Raw genomic sequence first — 14,512 nt, 5'->3', positions numbered from 1 at the left:
GGGGGCGGGCGGCTCCCCGATCACCCCACCAGGTCCGCCGCGGCGTCCGCGCAGCCCCAGCTGAGGGTGACACCGGCGCCGCCGTGGCCGTAGTTGTGGACGATCCGGCCGCCCGGCTCCGCTTCGAGGCGGGGGCCGCCGTGACGGGCGGGGCGCAGGCCGACGGCGTGGCCGAGGACGCGGGCCTCGCGGAGTTCGGGTATGCGGGCGGTGCAGCGGGCGAGGATGGCCTCGGCGGTGGCCGGGTCGGGGGTGGTGTTCCAGTCGTCGGGCTGGAAGGTGCCGCCGAGGACGACGTCGGCGCTGCGCGGGTGGATGTAGGTGTAGCCGGCCGGGTCGTCCTGGATCCGGGTCGAGCTGGGCAGTCCGGGGTTGCCGACCAGGACGAGTTGGCCGCGCACCGGGTGCACCGCCCGGTCGTCGCAGAGCTGCCGGGCGCCGATCCCGGTGGCGTTGACGGCGACGGGCGCCCAGGCCAGGGCCTGGTCGAGGGCGTCGAGGCGGCGCTGGACGACCTCGCCGCCGCGGTCGATGAACCGGCCGAGCAGCCAGGGCAGGTAGAGCGGCATCTCCACGGCGGGGGCAGTGAACGACCAGCCGTCCGCGCAGTCCGCTCCGCGCTCGGCGGCGCTCAGCCGGCGCAGGTCCGGGACGGCCCCGCCCCACCAGGGCAGGCCCTCCGACGTCCGCTCGCGCTCCAGCATGCGGGTGCTGCGCATCGAGACGCCGGGGACGCCCTGCTCGGCCTGGCGGGCGAACTCGGCGAAGGCGGTCGCGGACCAGTCCGCGACCCGCTTGTCGGTGCCGGTGGCGACCGGGAACCAGACGGCCGCGGCGACGGCCGAGGTGGTCGACAGCAGGCCGTCCGCCGTCACCACGACGACCCGAAGCCCCTTCTCCTGCAGGCGGATCGCTGTGGTGAGCCCGATGATCCCGCTTCCGACCACGACGACGTCCATCGTGAACTCCTCCCTCGAAGGGCGGCCCACCGGGTGTCGGCGGCCGTCTCCAGGAAAGCCTGTCCCGCCGGAAGCCGTCCAAGACCGGACCTGTCCGGAGGCGATAAGCCGCGCTTATCATCGCCGGATGGATCGCCGGACGGACCCGCGAACGGCCCCGCGAACGGACCCGCGGACCGGCCCGCGGATGGACCTGCGCCGCATGCGCTGCTTCGCCGTGCTGGCGGAGGAGTTGAACTTCACCCGGGCCGCCCGCCGGCTGCACGTGGCGCAGCCGGCGCTGAGCCAGCAGGTCAAGGCGTTGGAGCGGCAGCTCGGGGTGCAGCTGGTCGAACGGACCAGCAAGGGCTGCGCGCTGACCCCGGTCGGGCGGGCGGTCGCCGAGGAGGCCCGGCGGGTGCTGCGGGAGGTGGCGGCGGCCGAGGAGCGGCTCGCCGCGGTGGTCCAGGGGCGGGAGGGACGCCTGCGGGTGGCGTACACCCGCTCCGCCCGCGGCGGGGTCTGCGACGCCCTGGTGACGGAGTTCCGCAACCGGTACCCGCAGCTGGACGTCGCGCTGCAGACCACCTGGACCTCGCACAGTGTCGCCGAGCTGCTCGCGGGGCGGCTGGACGCGGCGTTCGTCCGGCCGCCGCTGGACGTCCCGGAGCTCGCCTGCCGGATCATCGCCGAGGAGGAGCTGCTGCTCGCGGTGCCGGCCGGCCACCCGCTCGCCCGGAGCCGGGCCCGGATCGGCCGGCACCGGATCGTGGACGAGCCGGTGGTGCTCTGGCCGCGCGAGAACGGGCCCGGGATGCACGCGCTGATCACCGGACAGCTGTGGCCCGGCGGGTCGCCGCGGATCGTCCGGGAGGAGCCGGACGACGAGCAGCTCCTGCTGGCCGTCGCGGCGGGCTACGGCATCGCGCCGATCCCCGAGGGGCGGGCCCGGGTCTTCCGGATACCCGGCGTCTGCCTGCGCCGCCTCACCGCCCCGGTGCCGACCGTCACCCTGGGGCTCGCCCACGATCCGCGCACCGCGCCCCCGGCCGTCCAGCTGCTGCTCGCGATGGCCCCGCCGCTGCCGGACGGCGCCCTGCCGCCCGGCGGGGCGCGGCGGTAGCTCCGAAAGGTCGCGATTCCGTCCGCGGCGGCTGGAACCACCGGCCCCTGACGGGCCGGGTGCCCGCCCCCGCGAGCCGGGCGGGGGCGGGCGCCGTCGTCCGGGGGTGGCTCAGCCGATGGTGGAGCCGGCGATCGGGGCGGAGAGCTCGACCGTCTTGCCGTTCAGCGCGGTCTTGACGAACTGCCAGCTCAGGCCGGTGATGACGCCCTTGTCCAGCGGCGCCAGCTTGGCGAAGGCCGGCTGACTGAGGTCGATGTGGGTGGAGTCGCAGGACGGACACTGGTCCTTCACCGGCACGGTGATGGTCTTGCCCTGGTAGGTGACCTTGACCGAAATGCCCTTGCAGACCGGGTCGTTGTTCGGGTTGGCGGTGGTCCACCAGGTGTGCGAGACGGCGACCAGCATCTGGGTGGCGGCGTTGATCTGGGTGCCGCAGGCCCCGTAGCCGGCGTCGTTGTAGTAGGTGGCCTTGCCGGTCATGGGCTGGTTGACCGGTATCGCGGCGCTGGCGGAGCCGGCCGTGAGGGCGATGAGGGCGGCTGCGGCGAGCGGGGCGCCCGCGAGGATCCTGAGGTTCTTGCCGATGGCGCGCATGGTTCGTTCCCTCCGGTTGCCGTGCAGAAGACGGCTGGTCATGACCATGACATGCAGAACTCGACACGTTCGCACGACAGTTCGTCGACCGAATGCCCGTCCTTGTGAAGGAAAGGTATGCGCCCGCTCGCAAGGTGGTCCAGACCTCCGCAATGTTGGCATGAACACAAAGCAAGCATCTTTACCAATGCGCCCGAAGGGGCGAAGATGCGTGACCGCCCCGGCACACAGGGTGTTGACAGACCGTCACCCCCACCCCTCCGGAGGCCCCCTCAGATGCGCACCTCGCTCGTCGCCCTGATCCTCGGCACCGTCCTGCTCCCGGCCACCGCGCCCGTCGCCGCCGGTGCGGCGCCCCGCGAGGTGAACCAGGGCTACAGCATCCCGGTCGCCGGCGTGACCGACCTCGGCGCGCTGCCCGTCCTGGGCGGCCTCGGGCTGGACCTCGCCCGGCTGCTCGGGCAGTAGCGCCCGCCGAGCGATCACCGAACGTCACCGCCGCCCCGGATCCGGGCAGGCCTCGGCCCCGGGGCGGGAACCGCCCGCGCCGGCCCGGATTACTTCCGCTCCGAAAATTAGTAACCCCGCCCCCGGGCGGCAAGCCCGAGCGCCCGCCCGCAGCACGCCCGCCATCCCCGCGCCATCCGCCGCAACACGCGGCAAGGAGCCGCAAGCGGCCGAAACGAAGCCGCAACACCTGCTCCCACCAGGCAGGATGACGATTGACAGGGGCCGCGCGGTTCAGCACGATGAGGCCCGAGCCCATCCGCAGCGACCAGGAAGGAGGGCCGATGCACACCGCCGTCCGCCCCGTCCCCTGCCGCTGCCGCTGCCCGCGCCGCTGTCGTCGCGGCGCGCTCGCCCGCTGAACGTCCGCCGAGCCCGGACCGCCACGCCCGTACGCCGCTCGCCGCTCGCCGCACCGCGGAGCCGTACGCCCGCAGCTGCCCGAACGCCGCTGCGCGCACCCTCGATTCGTCACTGAAAGTCACCACCTTCGTCCCGGAAGGGCCCCGCCATGACCACCACCACCGCCCCCACCGCTCTGCGCCTCACCCCCGTCGCCGGCCGGATCGGCGCGACCGTGCACGACATACGCCTCGGCGGCGACCTCCCCGCCGAGACCGTCGCCGCCCTGGAGGCCGCCCTGTACGAGCACAAGGTGCTCTTCTTCCGCGGCCAGCAGCACCTGGACGACGCCGGGCAGGAGGCCTTCGCCCGGCTGCTCGGCCACCCGGTCGGCCACCCCACCGTGCCCAGCGCCGACGGCCGCTACGTCTTCGAGCTGGACGCCACCAAGGGCGTGCGCGCCAACAACTGGCACACCGACGTCACCTTCGTCCCGTCCTACCCCAAGGCCTCGATCCTGCGTGCCCTGGAGGTCCCCCCGGCCGGCGGCAGCACCGTCTGGGCCAACACCGCGGCCGCCTACCGGGACCTGCCCGCCCCGCTGAAGGCGCTCGCCGAGAGCCTGCGCGCCGTCCACACCAACGACTACGACTACGCCGCCCGGCTCGCCCTGCGCCCCGAGCTGGCGGACAACGCCGAGGTCGCCAGGCTGTTCCGGGACGTGTTCGTCTCCACCGCGTTCAAGACCGAGCACCCGGTCGTCCGGGTCCACCCGGTGACCGGCGAGAAGACCCTGCTGCTGGGGGCCTTCGCCCAGCGCATCCAGCAGGTCTCGGGGGACGACAGCAAGGCCCTGATCGACCTCTTCCAGCGTTACGTGGAGCGGCTGGAGAACACCGTCCGCTGGGACTGGCAGGTCGGCGACGTCGCGATCTGGGACAACCGCGCCACCCAGCACTACGCGGTCGCCGACTACGGCGACGAGCCGCGCCTGGTGCGCCGGATCACCCTGGACGGGGACCTGCCGGTCGGCCCGGACGGCACCCCGAGCCGGCTGCTGGAGCCCGCCGACCCGCCGCGGGTGCCGGGCCTCGTGCCCGCCGAGGAGCTCGAAGCGGCCAACTGATCGGAGAGCCGGGGGATCGACGGCTGAGCCGCACCCATGACCACGCCCGCGACCGTTCCCGTGACCACGCCCGTGACCACGCCCGCGCCCGCGCCCGGGGCCACGCCCACCGCCCCACGCGCCGGCGACGACCGCCGGGACGCCAACGCCTCCGCCGTCCTGCGCACGGTGCTCGACCACGGGCCGATCGCCCGCAGCCGGGTCGCCGCGCTCACCGGGCTCAGCGCCTCGGCCGTCTCCCGGCAGACGGTGGACCTGCTCCGGCTCGGACTCCTGCGCGAGCGGCCGGAGTTGGCCGGCGCCGGACCGGGCGCGCTGGGCCGCCCCCAGCTGCCGCTCGACCTGGACCCGGACCGACTCGCCGTGGCCGGGCTGCACGTCGGCCTGCCGTTCACCACGGTCGCGCTGCTCGATCTGCGCGGCCGGGTGCTGCGGCGCAAGGAGGTCCCACACCGCGGCCGCACCGGCCCGGACCTGCTGAAGCCGCTGCTCGCGCGGCTGCCCCGGCTGCTCGCCACCCTGGGCGGCGGCCGTACGGTGGTCGGGCTGGGCGCCGTCACCGGCGGCTCGGTCGACCCGGAGCGCGGGGTGATCGCCCGTCACGACCCCTTGGACTGGCACGACCTGCCGCTCGGCGAGCTCCTGGCGGGCGCCACCGGACTGCCCGTCCAGGTGGACAACCACGCCCGGGCGCTCACCCAGGCGGAGATCCTCTTCGGCCACCCGGCGGCCCGCCGCAGCATGGTGCAGCTGTTCGTCGGCCACGTGGTGGACGCGGCGCTGGCGGTCGCGGGCACGGTCCACCTGGGCCCGCCCTCGGCCACCGGCGACCTCGGCCACCTCCCGGTCTCCGGGACGGTGACGGACCCGGACGCGGACAGCCGGGCGCGCTGCCACTGCGGCCGGCTCGGCTGCCTCTCGGTGGCCGCCTCGGACACCGCGCTGTTCGCGGCGGCCACCGCCGAGGGGGTCACCACCGGGCCGGACCGGGCCCAGCTGATCGCCGCCGTGCGGCGCGGCGATCCGACGGCGCACCGGCTGGTCCGCAACCGCGCCCGGCTGATCGGCCGGGCGCTCGCCCTGCTCGCCGACGTGGTCAACCCCGACCTGCTCGTCCTGACCGAGCACTTCACCGCCCTCGATCCGGCCCATCTGGACGTCGTCCGCGCCGAGTTCGCCCTCCGCTCGCACCTGCACCGGGACGCCGGACTGCTGATCGCCCAGCAGCGCGGCCCGGACGTGCTCGCCGTCGCCGCCGGGGCACCGGTGCTCGGCGAGCTGTACGCCCGGCCGGTCCGCGCGCTCACCGCGGACCGGGCCGCAGCCCACCGCCCGTAGCCGCGTCCACGCCCACCGCACGCGTCCCCGCACACGTCCTCGCTCGGATCCCCTCGCCGCCCACCGCACGCGTCCCCGCGCACGTCCCCACCCGGATCCCCGCGCCGCCCACCGTCCGCAACCGCCCCGAAGGACCGCCATGACCGCGCTCCCCCGTCCCCCCGCCGCCCCGGGCCGCCGCACGCTGCTGCGCGCGGGCCTCGCCGGCGCCGGCCTGCTGACGCTCGCGGGCTGCCGGTCGGCCGTCGAGCACGCCCGGAACGCGGCCGCCGCCGTGGACGCCGGTTCCCCGCGCCGGGGCGGCGTGCTGACCGTCTCCACCGGCGTCGACGTCACCCCGAGCCTGCTCTTCGCCGTCAGCGCCAACACCCTCGTCCAGCGCCTCGCCTTCAACACCCTGACCCGCTACGACGACCGGCTGCAGCCCCAGCCCGAACTCGCCACCGGCTGGGAGCTCGCCCCGGACGGCCTGAGCGTCACCCTCAGACTACGCGAGGACGTGCGCTTCCACAGCGGCCGCCCGTTCACCGCCGACGACGTCGTCTTCGCCGTCCGCAACCTCCAGAACCCGGCCCGCTCGGCCCAGTTGCGCTCCACCGCCGCCGCCGTCACGGACTTCCGCAAGAACGGCGACTTCGAGCTGACCCTGGTGCTCGCCCACCCGGTGAGCAACCTCTTCGACCTCTTCGAGTTCATGATCGTCCCGGACCGGGAGAGCATCGAGGACGCCGTCGCCGGCACCCGGCTGGTCGGCACCGGCCCCTTCGTCCTCACCGAACGCAGGCCCGGGTCCTCGCTCTCCTTCATCCGCAACGAGCAGTACTGGAACCCCGGCCGCCCCCACCTCGACGGGGTGGAGATCCGGATCATCCCGCAGGCCGAATCGCTGCTCTCCTCCCTGCGGACCGGCCAGACCCACCTCTCCTACAACGTCCGCGGCAAGGACGCCGCCGCCCTGCGCGGCGACCCACGGTTCCGGATCAAGCAGTACGACACCGGCTCCGGCGCCCTCTACATCGGCGTCGACGTCACCGCCGAGCACGTCCGCGACAAGCGCGTCCGCCAGGCCATCGCCTGGGCGGTCGACCGCGACCGCCTCGTCCAGCAGGCGCTCGGCGGCTACGGCACCGTTTCCTCGGTGCCCTGGCCCAAGTCCTCCCCCGCCTACACCGAGGCCGACGCCACCCACTACCGGCACGACCCGCAGCGCGCCCGGGCGCTGCTCAAGGAGGCCGGCGCGGAACACATCACCCTGCCCTTCGCCCACTCCAACGAGGCCGGCGCGACCGCCATCGCGCAGATCCTCCAGTACGACCTGCGGCAGGTCGGCATCGAGACGGTGCTCCAGCCCGCCGACTCGCCGACCATGCAGAAGCAGCTGATCTCCCAGTCCATGCCCGCCCTGTGGACGCTCAGCCACGGCTTCGCCCAACTCCGGCCCGCCACCCTCGCGGTGAGCGCCTACCCGTTCAACGAGGCCAGGAACAGCTCCCGCTTCGGCTCCCCCGACTACACCGACGTGGTGCGGCGGGCCTGGAACCGCGCCGACGGCGACGGCCCCGAGGCCGCGGCGCTCCACCGGCGGATCACCGAACTGCTGCTGGACGAGGAGTTCGTGATCGACCTCGCCATCACCGGACTGGTCGAGGTCGCGGGCAGCCGGGCCCGCGGCGTCACGCTCAACAAGTTCGGCTACCTCAACCTCGACGACGCCTACCTCACCGCCTGAGCAGGACGGCCCACGACCCCATGCGCACCTTCCTCCTGAAACGCCTCCCCAGCGGACTGCTCGTCCTGGTCCTCGCCTCCTTCCTGGTCTTCCTCATCCTCCGGCTGATCCCCGGCGACCCGGCCACCACGCTCGCCGGCCCGGACGCCGCACCCGCCACCGTGGAGGCCGTCCGCGACCGGCTCGGGCTCGACCGGCCACTGCTCGGCCAGTACCTGAGCTGGCTCGGCCGACTGCTGAGCGGCGACCTCGGGCCGAGCTACGCGATCGGCGGCCAGGTCTCCGACCTGATCGGCAACGGCCTCGGCGCCACCGCCCAACTCACCCTCGGCGCCCTGCTGCTGGTGGTGCTGATCGCCCTGCCGCTGGCGGTGGTCGGCGCCACCACCAGGCGGCGCCCGGTCGCCGCCGCCGTCCAGGCCGTCACCACCGGTGTGCTGGCCGTCCCCCCGTTCGTCACCGGCGTGCTGCTGGTCCTGCTGTTCGCCGTCTCCTTCGAACTGCTCCCGCCCGGCGGCCACGAATCCCTGCTCGCCGAACCGGACCTGGCCGTGCAGTACCTGGCGATGCCCGCCCTCTGCCTCGCCCTGCCCAGCGCCGCCGTGCTGGCCCGCTACCTCAAGGACGGCATCGAACGCGCCCTCGCCGAGGACTACGTCCGCACCGCGACCGCGCTCGGCGTCTCCCGGCGGCGGATCGTCTGGCGCCACGCGCTGCCCAACGCCCTGCCCTCCGCCGTCACCGTCCTCGGCCTCCAGATCGGCCACCTCATCGCCGGGGCCGTCCTGGTGGAGCGGATCTTCGCCTGGCCCGGCCTGGGCCAGCTGATCGAACAGGGCGTCATCCGCCGGGACTACCCGGTGGTGCAGGACCTGCTGCTGCTCGTGGTCGCGGTCTACGTGGCCGTCCAACTGCTCACCGACCTGGCCTACACCTGGCTCGACCCCCGGATCCGCTGGGAGTGACCCGATGACCACCACCGCTCTTGCCCTCAAGTCGTCCGCACCGAGGGGACGTTACCGCTCGGCACTGCTCGGCCCACGCGGCCTGGCCGGCCTCGCGCTGGTCGGCACCGTCGCCCTGGCCGGACTGCTCGCGCCGCTGCTCACCGGTACCGACCCGAACGCCCAGAGCGCGCTCGCCCTGGCCGGACCCAGCGCCGCACACCCCTTCGGCACCGACGACCTCGGCCGCGACCTGTACAGCCGGGTGCTGCACGGCATCGCGACCGACCTCGCGCTGATCGCCACCGCCGTGCCGATCGGCGCCCTGCTCGGCTGCTCCGCCGCCCTGCTCGCGGCCACCTCCCGGTGGGCCGACCTCGCCGTCCAGCGCGCCTTCGACCTGCTGCTCGCCTTCCCCGGGCTGATCCTCGCCCTGGCCGTGACCGCCGTCCTCGGCCCGGGGCGCTGGCCGGTGGTGATCGTCGTCGCACTCGCCGAGATCCCCGGCTTCGGACGGCAGTTGAGGGCCGGGATCCTGGTCCAGAGGGAACGCGAGTACGCCCTGGCCGCCCGGGTCGGCGGCGCCTCCCGGGCCCGGGTGCTGCTGCGGCACGTCCTGCCCAACGCCGTCGACCCGCTGATCGTGCAGACCGCGGTGGCACTCTCGCTCGGCGTCTTCATCGAGGGCGCGATGAGCTTCCTCGGCCTCGGGGTGCGCCCGCCGGAGCCCACCCTGGGCAGCATCCTCAGCCAGTCCGTCGCCTACCTGGCCACCGACCCGGCCTTCGCGGCCGCCCCGCTGGCGGCCACCACCGCCCTGGTGCTCGGCTTCACGCTGATCGCCGAGGCCCTGAACCGGGGGATCCGCCGATGACCGCCGTGCTCCGAGTCACCGACCTCACCGTACGGTTCGAAGGCCCCGGCTCCCCGGGCGCCGCCATCGACCACGGCACCGCCGCCGTCGACGGCGTCTCCTTCGACCTCGCCGCGGGCGACACCCTGGGCATCGTCGGCGAGTCCGGCTCCGGCAAGTCCACCACCGCACTGGCCCTGCTGCGGATGCTGCCGCCCGGCGGCCGGATCACCGCCGGCTCGGTCGAGCTCGCCGGGCAGGACCTCGCCGCCCTCCCCGAGGACGCCCTGCGCGCCCTGCGCGGCCGGCGGATCGCCATGGTCTTCCAGGACCCGATGTCCTCGCTCAACCCTGTGCTCACCGTCGGCCGCCAGCTGGACGAGGCGCTGCGCGCCCACGGCGGCCCGTCGCGCAAGGCCGAACGGCGGGAACGCGCCGCCGAGTTGCTGGACCTGGTCGGCATACCGGACGCCACCGGCCGACTGCGCGACCACCCGCACCGGTTCTCCGGCGGCCAGCGCCAGCGCATCATGATCGCTCTCGCGCTGGCGCACGACGCCGAGGTGCTGGTCGCCGACGAGCCGACCACCGCCCTCGACCCGACCGTCCAGCAGCAGATCCTGCGCCTGCTGACCCGGATCAACCGGGAGACCGGCACCGCCCTGGTGGTGATCAGCCACGACCTCGGGGTGATCGCCCGCACCTGCCGCCGGCTGCTGGTGATGCGGCACGGCCGGGTCGTCGAGCGGGGCGCCGCCGCCGACCTCCTCACCCACCCCGAACACCCCTACACCCGCGAGCTGTTGGCCGCCGTACCGAGACTGGAGGAGCCCTCCCGGGCGGCCGCCAACAGCACCCCCGGGGCCGAGCCGCTGCTCACCGTCCGCGGCCTGACCAAGACGTACGGATCGCGGCGGCGCACCGTCACCGCGCTGCACGGCGTCGACCTCGACCTGCACCCCGGCGAGACGCTGGGCCTGGTCGGCGAGTCCGGGTCCGGGAAGTCCACCCTGGCCCGCGCCCTGGTCCAGGCGCAGGCCCCGTCCGCCGGCAGCATCCGCTTCCGCGGTGAGGAGCCTTCGAACCGCGCACCGGGGCGTGACATCCAACTCGTCTTCCAGGACCCGTACTCCTCGCTCAACCCCCGGATGACCGCCGGGCAGATCATCGCCGAACCGCTGATCGCCCACCGCCTCGGCGACCGGGAGCAGCGCGCCGCCCGGGTCGCCGAGCTGATGGCGCAGGTCGGGCTGGACCCGGCCACGGCCGACCGCCATCCCCGCGCCTTCTCCGGCGGCCAGCGCCAACGGATCGGCATCGCCCGGGCGTTGGCACCCGAGCCGAGCGTGCTGATCTGCGACGAGCCGGTCTCCGCGCTGGACGTCTCGGTGCAGGCCCAGGTGATCGACCTGCTCGCCCGACTCCAGCGCGAACTCGGCCTGGCCGTCCTGTTCATCGCCCACGACCTGGCGGTGGTCCGCCGGGTCAGCCACCGGATCGCGGTGATGCACCGCGGCCGGATCGTCGAGACCGGCCCGGCCGACCGGGTCGTCACCGCACCGGAACACCCCTACACCGCCGAGCTGTTGGCCGCCGTTCCGAGCCTGGAGCCCGCGGCGTCCGCCGTCTGAACCCGTCGCCCGAGCCACCCCTGCGGAGCCTCACATGAGCACACTCGAACCCGACCCGACGCGCCCCGATCCGTCGCACCCCGGCCCGACGCGCCCCGATCCATCGCGCCCGGACCCGCACCGCCGCGACCCGTACGCCGGCTTCCCCGGCACCGTCGGCCGCACCTTCGCCGAGTCCACGCCCGCCTGGCCGCGGCCGGTCCGCCCGCGCGAGGGCGCGCCCAACATCGTGGTCGTGCTGATCGACGACATGGGCTACAGCGACATCGGCCCGTTCGGCGCCGAGATCCCCACCCCGACCCTGGACCGCCTCGCCGCCACCGGCGTCCGGCTCACCAACTACCACACCATGCCGCTCTGCTCCCCCGCCCGGGCGGCCCTGCTCACCGGACTCAACCCGCACCGGGTCGGCTACTCCTTCGTCGCCAACGCCGACCCCGGCTTCCCCGGCTACGGCATGGAGGTCGCCGGGGACATCCCCACCCTGGCCGAGCTGCTGCACGACGCCGGATACGCCACCTACGCGGTCGGCAAGTGGCACCTCACCCGGGACTCCGCCTCCGGCGCCGCCGACGACCGAGCCAACTGGCCGCTGCAGAAGGGCTTCGACCAGTACTACGGCGTCCTGGAGGGCCTCACCAGCCTCTTCCACCCGCACCAACTCGTGCGCGACAACAGCCCGCTGGACATCGACGAGTTCCCCGACGGCTACTACTACACCGACGACCTCACCGACCAGGCCGTCAAGATGGTCAAGTCGCTGCGCGCCCACGACGCCGACAAGCCGTTCTTCCTCTACCTCGCCCACAACGCCGTGCACGGCCCGCTCCAGGCCAAGCCCGAGGACGTCGCCCGCCACCGCGGCCGCTACGACGGCGGCTGGGACGAGCTGCGCCGCACCCGCTTCGCCCGCCAGCTGGCCGCCGGCCACTTCCCGCCCGGCACCGAGCTGCCCGAGCGCAACTCCGAGGCCGGGTACGAGGTCGGCCCCTGGGACGAACTCACCGACGTCCAGAAGGAGCTGTACGCCCGCTACATGGAGGTGTACGCGGCGATGGTCGACAACGTCGACCAGAACCTCGGCCGGCTCACCGACACCCTGGCCGCGCTCGGCGAACTCGACAACACCGTCATCGTGTTCACCAGCGACAACGGCGGCACCGGCGAGGGCGGCACCGAGGGCACCCGCAGCTACTTCAGCCGCTTCGTCCACCACCCCGACCTGCCGGCCGACTGGAACCCCGACGTCCGGCGCGAGATCGACCTGATCGGCGGTCCGCAGAGCCTGGTCCACTACCCTCGCGGCTGGGGCATGGCCTCCAACACGCCGTTCCGCCTCTACAAGGGCCAGACCCACGCGGGCGGCGTCCGCGTCCCCTTCGTGCTCTCCTGGCCGGCCGGCCTGCCGCGCGCCGAGGGTGACAGCGGCGTCCGCACCCAGTACCAGTACGTCACCGACATCCTCCCCACCCTGCTCGAACTCGCGGGCGTGGAAAGGCCGTCGGAGCGCCGGAGCCAAGCCGTCCAGGAGCTCGACGGCATCAGCTTCGCCCCGGTGCTGCGGGACGGCGCCGCCCCCAGCACCCACCACGAGCAGTACTGCGAGATGACCGGCAACCGCAGCTACTACCGCGACGGCTGGAAGCTGGTCACCCTGCACCGCCCCGGCACCCCGTACGACGACGGCGAGTGGGCGCTGTACGACCTGCGCACCGACCCCACCGAGATCCACGATCTCGCCGCCGAAAACCCGGGACTGGTCAAGGAGTTGTCCGCCGCCTGGGAGGCCGCCGCCTGGCGGAACGGGGTCTTCCCGCTGGCCGACGGCAGCGGCGCCCTCGCCCTGCGCGGCCCCGAGGCCGAGCGGCTGCGCCGCCCGGTCACCCTGCTGGCGGGCACCCCCGAGCTGGAACGCTACCGCTCCTCCCGGCTGGTCTCCTTCCGCTCCTTCACGGTCGAGGTCGCGCTCGACGGCTACCGGCCGGGCGACCAGGGCGTCCTGGTCTCGCACGGCGACCAGGGCGGTGGCTACAGCCTCTACGTCGAGGACGGCCGGCTGCGTCTCGCCTACAACCAGTACGGCGAACTGCTGGAGGCCGACGGCGGCCCGCTGCCGGCCGGCGCCCGGCTGGTCACCCTGGAGGCCACCGCGGTCGCCGACCTCAAGTGGGAGTTCCGGCTGCTCGTGGACGGCCTGCCGCTCGACGAGGCCGGGGGCGGCCGGCTCGGCCCGGTCCACCAGCTGATCGGCATGGCGCCGTTCCAGGGCATCAGCGTCGGCATCGACCGCAAGTCCCCCGTCTCCTGGCCGCTGTACGAGCGCCACCGCTCCTTCCGCTACACCGGCGCCCTGCACTCCGTCACCTACCTGCCCGGCGCGCCGGCGCCGTACGACCCGGAGACGGTCGTCCGGGCGCTGCGCGAGGCGGCGGCCGCCTTCGAGTAACGGGGACCGCCGGCGGCGGGCCCCCGGCGGCGGGCCCTCGGCAGCGGGCCCTCGGTGCCGGGTGCCCGGCCGTGGGTCCCCGGCCCCGTACCAAGATCCGCCCACCCGGGTTACCCTCGTCCCGCGCGGCGACGGCCCGCGCAGCCGACCGAGGGGGGAACGGATGATCGGGGACCTGCTGCCGGACGTCGTGGTGACCGAGGTGGCCTACGACGACCCGCCGGAGGCACGGCTGGAGCCCGAGGAGGAGCCGGCCGTCGCCCGGGCCGTCGACAAGCGCCGCCGCGAGTTCACCACCGTCCGGCACTGCGCCCGGGTGGCCCTCGCCCGGCTGGGCGTCCCGTACCGGCCGCTCGTCCCGGGCCTGCGCGGCGCCCCGAGCTGGCCGGACGGCGTGGTCGGCAGCCTCACCCACTGCGACGGCTTCCGCGCCGCGGCCGTGGCCCGGGCCGGCACCCTCGCCTCCGTCGGCATCGACGCCGAGCCCGCGCTGCCGCTGCCGGAGGGCGTCCAGGAGGCCGTCGCCCTGCCGGTCGAGCAGCAGCGACTGGCCGAGCTGGCCGCCGAGCACCCGGACGTCCCGTGGGACCGCATCCTGTTCAGCGCCAAGGAGTCGGTGTACAAGGCCTGGTTCCCGCTGACCCAGCTCTTCCTGGACTTCAGCGAGGCCGAGCTGGACCTCTCCCCCGACGGCACCTTCACCGCCCGGCTGCTCGTGCCCGGCCCGGTGGTCGGCGGCCGCCGGATCGACGGCTTCGACGGCCGCTGGGCGGTCCGCGACGGGCTGCTCGCCACCGCGATCGCCGTCACCTCCTAATGACGTTGTCAAGCCGCAGCTACTACGGGGAGTCCACGTTGGAAGCACTGTCCGTCACGGATCAGGGCCCACAGGACGTTGACGCGTCGGCGGGCCAGGGCGAGGACGGCCTGGGTGTGGC

General features: G+C 74.3%; 12 protein-coding genes. 10 read left to right on the top strand and 2 right to left on the bottom strand.

Annotated elements, in window-relative coordinates:
• Positions 1-20: 20 nt before the first annotated feature.
• Complete coding sequence (locus tag ACWD4P_RS26700; protein WP_359829429.1) at positions 21-959, bottom strand: FAD-dependent oxidoreductase; 939 nt, start codon at positions 957-959, stop codon at positions 21-23.
• Positions 960-1,086: 127 nt separating this feature from the next.
• Between ACWD4P_RS26700 and ACWD4P_RS26695 the strand changes: the two genes are divergently transcribed.
• Complete coding sequence (locus ACWD4P_RS26695; RefSeq protein ID WP_449781323.1) at positions 1,087-2,061, top strand: LysR family transcriptional regulator; 975 nt, start codon at positions 1,087-1,089, stop codon at positions 2,059-2,061.
• Positions 2,062-2,172: 111 nt separating this feature from the next.
• Here the strand turns inward: ACWD4P_RS26695 and ACWD4P_RS26690 are convergent, their stop codons facing one another.
• Positions 2,173-2,700, bottom strand: a complete 528-nt coding sequence (locus tag ACWD4P_RS26690; RefSeq protein ID WP_449781322.1) for a cysteine/serine endopeptidase inhibitor — start codon at positions 2,698-2,700, stop codon at positions 2,173-2,175.
• Between the two features lie 234 nt (positions 2,701-2,934).
• On the opposite strand from ACWD4P_RS26690, the gene ACWD4P_RS26685 reads away from it, so the two are divergent.
• The 9 genes from ACWD4P_RS26685 (at position 2,935) to ACWD4P_RS26645 (ending at position 14,391) form a co-directional block, all read left to right on the top strand.
• On the top strand, positions 2,935-3,126 hold the full coding sequence (locus tag ACWD4P_RS26685; RefSeq protein WP_359829432.1) for a hypothetical protein: 192 nt from the start codon (positions 2,935-2,937) through the stop codon (positions 3,124-3,126).
• Positions 3,127-3,676: 550 nt separating this feature from the next.
• The gene (locus ACWD4P_RS26680) at positions 3,677-4,633 is read left to right on the top strand and encodes a TauD/TfdA dioxygenase family protein (protein ID WP_449781321.1); all 957 of its coding nucleotides are present in this window, start codon (positions 3,677-3,679) and stop codon (positions 4,631-4,633) included.
• Between the two features lie 36 nt (positions 4,634-4,669).
• On the top strand, positions 4,670-5,971 hold the full coding sequence (locus tag ACWD4P_RS26675; RefSeq protein ID WP_449781320.1) for an ROK family protein: 1,302 nt from the start codon (positions 4,670-4,672) through the stop codon (positions 5,969-5,971).
• Between the two features lie 139 nt (positions 5,972-6,110).
• A complete protein-coding gene (locus tag ACWD4P_RS26670; RefSeq protein WP_449781319.1) occupies positions 6,111-7,700 on the top strand; it encodes an ABC transporter substrate-binding protein in 1,590 nt (529 codons plus the stop codon).
• Positions 7,701-7,720: 20 nt separating this feature from the next.
• Positions 7,721-8,665, top strand: a complete 945-nt coding sequence (locus ACWD4P_RS26665; RefSeq protein WP_359829757.1) for an ABC transporter permease — start codon at positions 7,721-7,723, stop codon at positions 8,663-8,665.
• Between the two features lie 4 nt (positions 8,666-8,669).
• The gene (locus tag ACWD4P_RS26660) at positions 8,670-9,518 is read left to right on the top strand and encodes an ABC transporter permease (protein ID WP_359829756.1); all 849 of its coding nucleotides are present in this window, start codon (positions 8,670-8,672) and stop codon (positions 9,516-9,518) included.
• Positions 9,515-11,128, top strand: a complete 1,614-nt coding sequence (locus tag ACWD4P_RS26655; protein WP_449781318.1) for an ABC transporter ATP-binding protein — start codon at positions 9,515-9,517, stop codon at positions 11,126-11,128. The genes ACWD4P_RS26660 and ACWD4P_RS26655 overlap by 4 nt, the downstream gene beginning before the upstream one ends.
• A gap of 34 nt (positions 11,129-11,162) precedes the next feature.
• Positions 11,163-13,574, top strand: coding sequence for an arylsulfatase (locus tag ACWD4P_RS26650; protein WP_449781317.1), 2,412 nt, complete (start codon positions 11,163-11,165; stop codon positions 13,572-13,574).
• A 163-nt stretch (positions 13,575-13,737) separates the two neighbouring features.
• Positions 13,738-14,391, top strand: coding sequence for a 4'-phosphopantetheinyl transferase family protein (locus ACWD4P_RS26645; RefSeq protein ID WP_449781316.1), 654 nt, complete (start codon positions 13,738-13,740; stop codon positions 14,389-14,391).
• Positions 14,392-14,512: the final 121 nt, after the last annotated feature.

The organism is Kitasatospora sp. NPDC002543 (assembly GCF_053594915.1).
The sequence above is the reverse complement of the archived record's forward strand: the minus strand, read 5'-3'. Positions and strand labels throughout refer to the sequence as shown.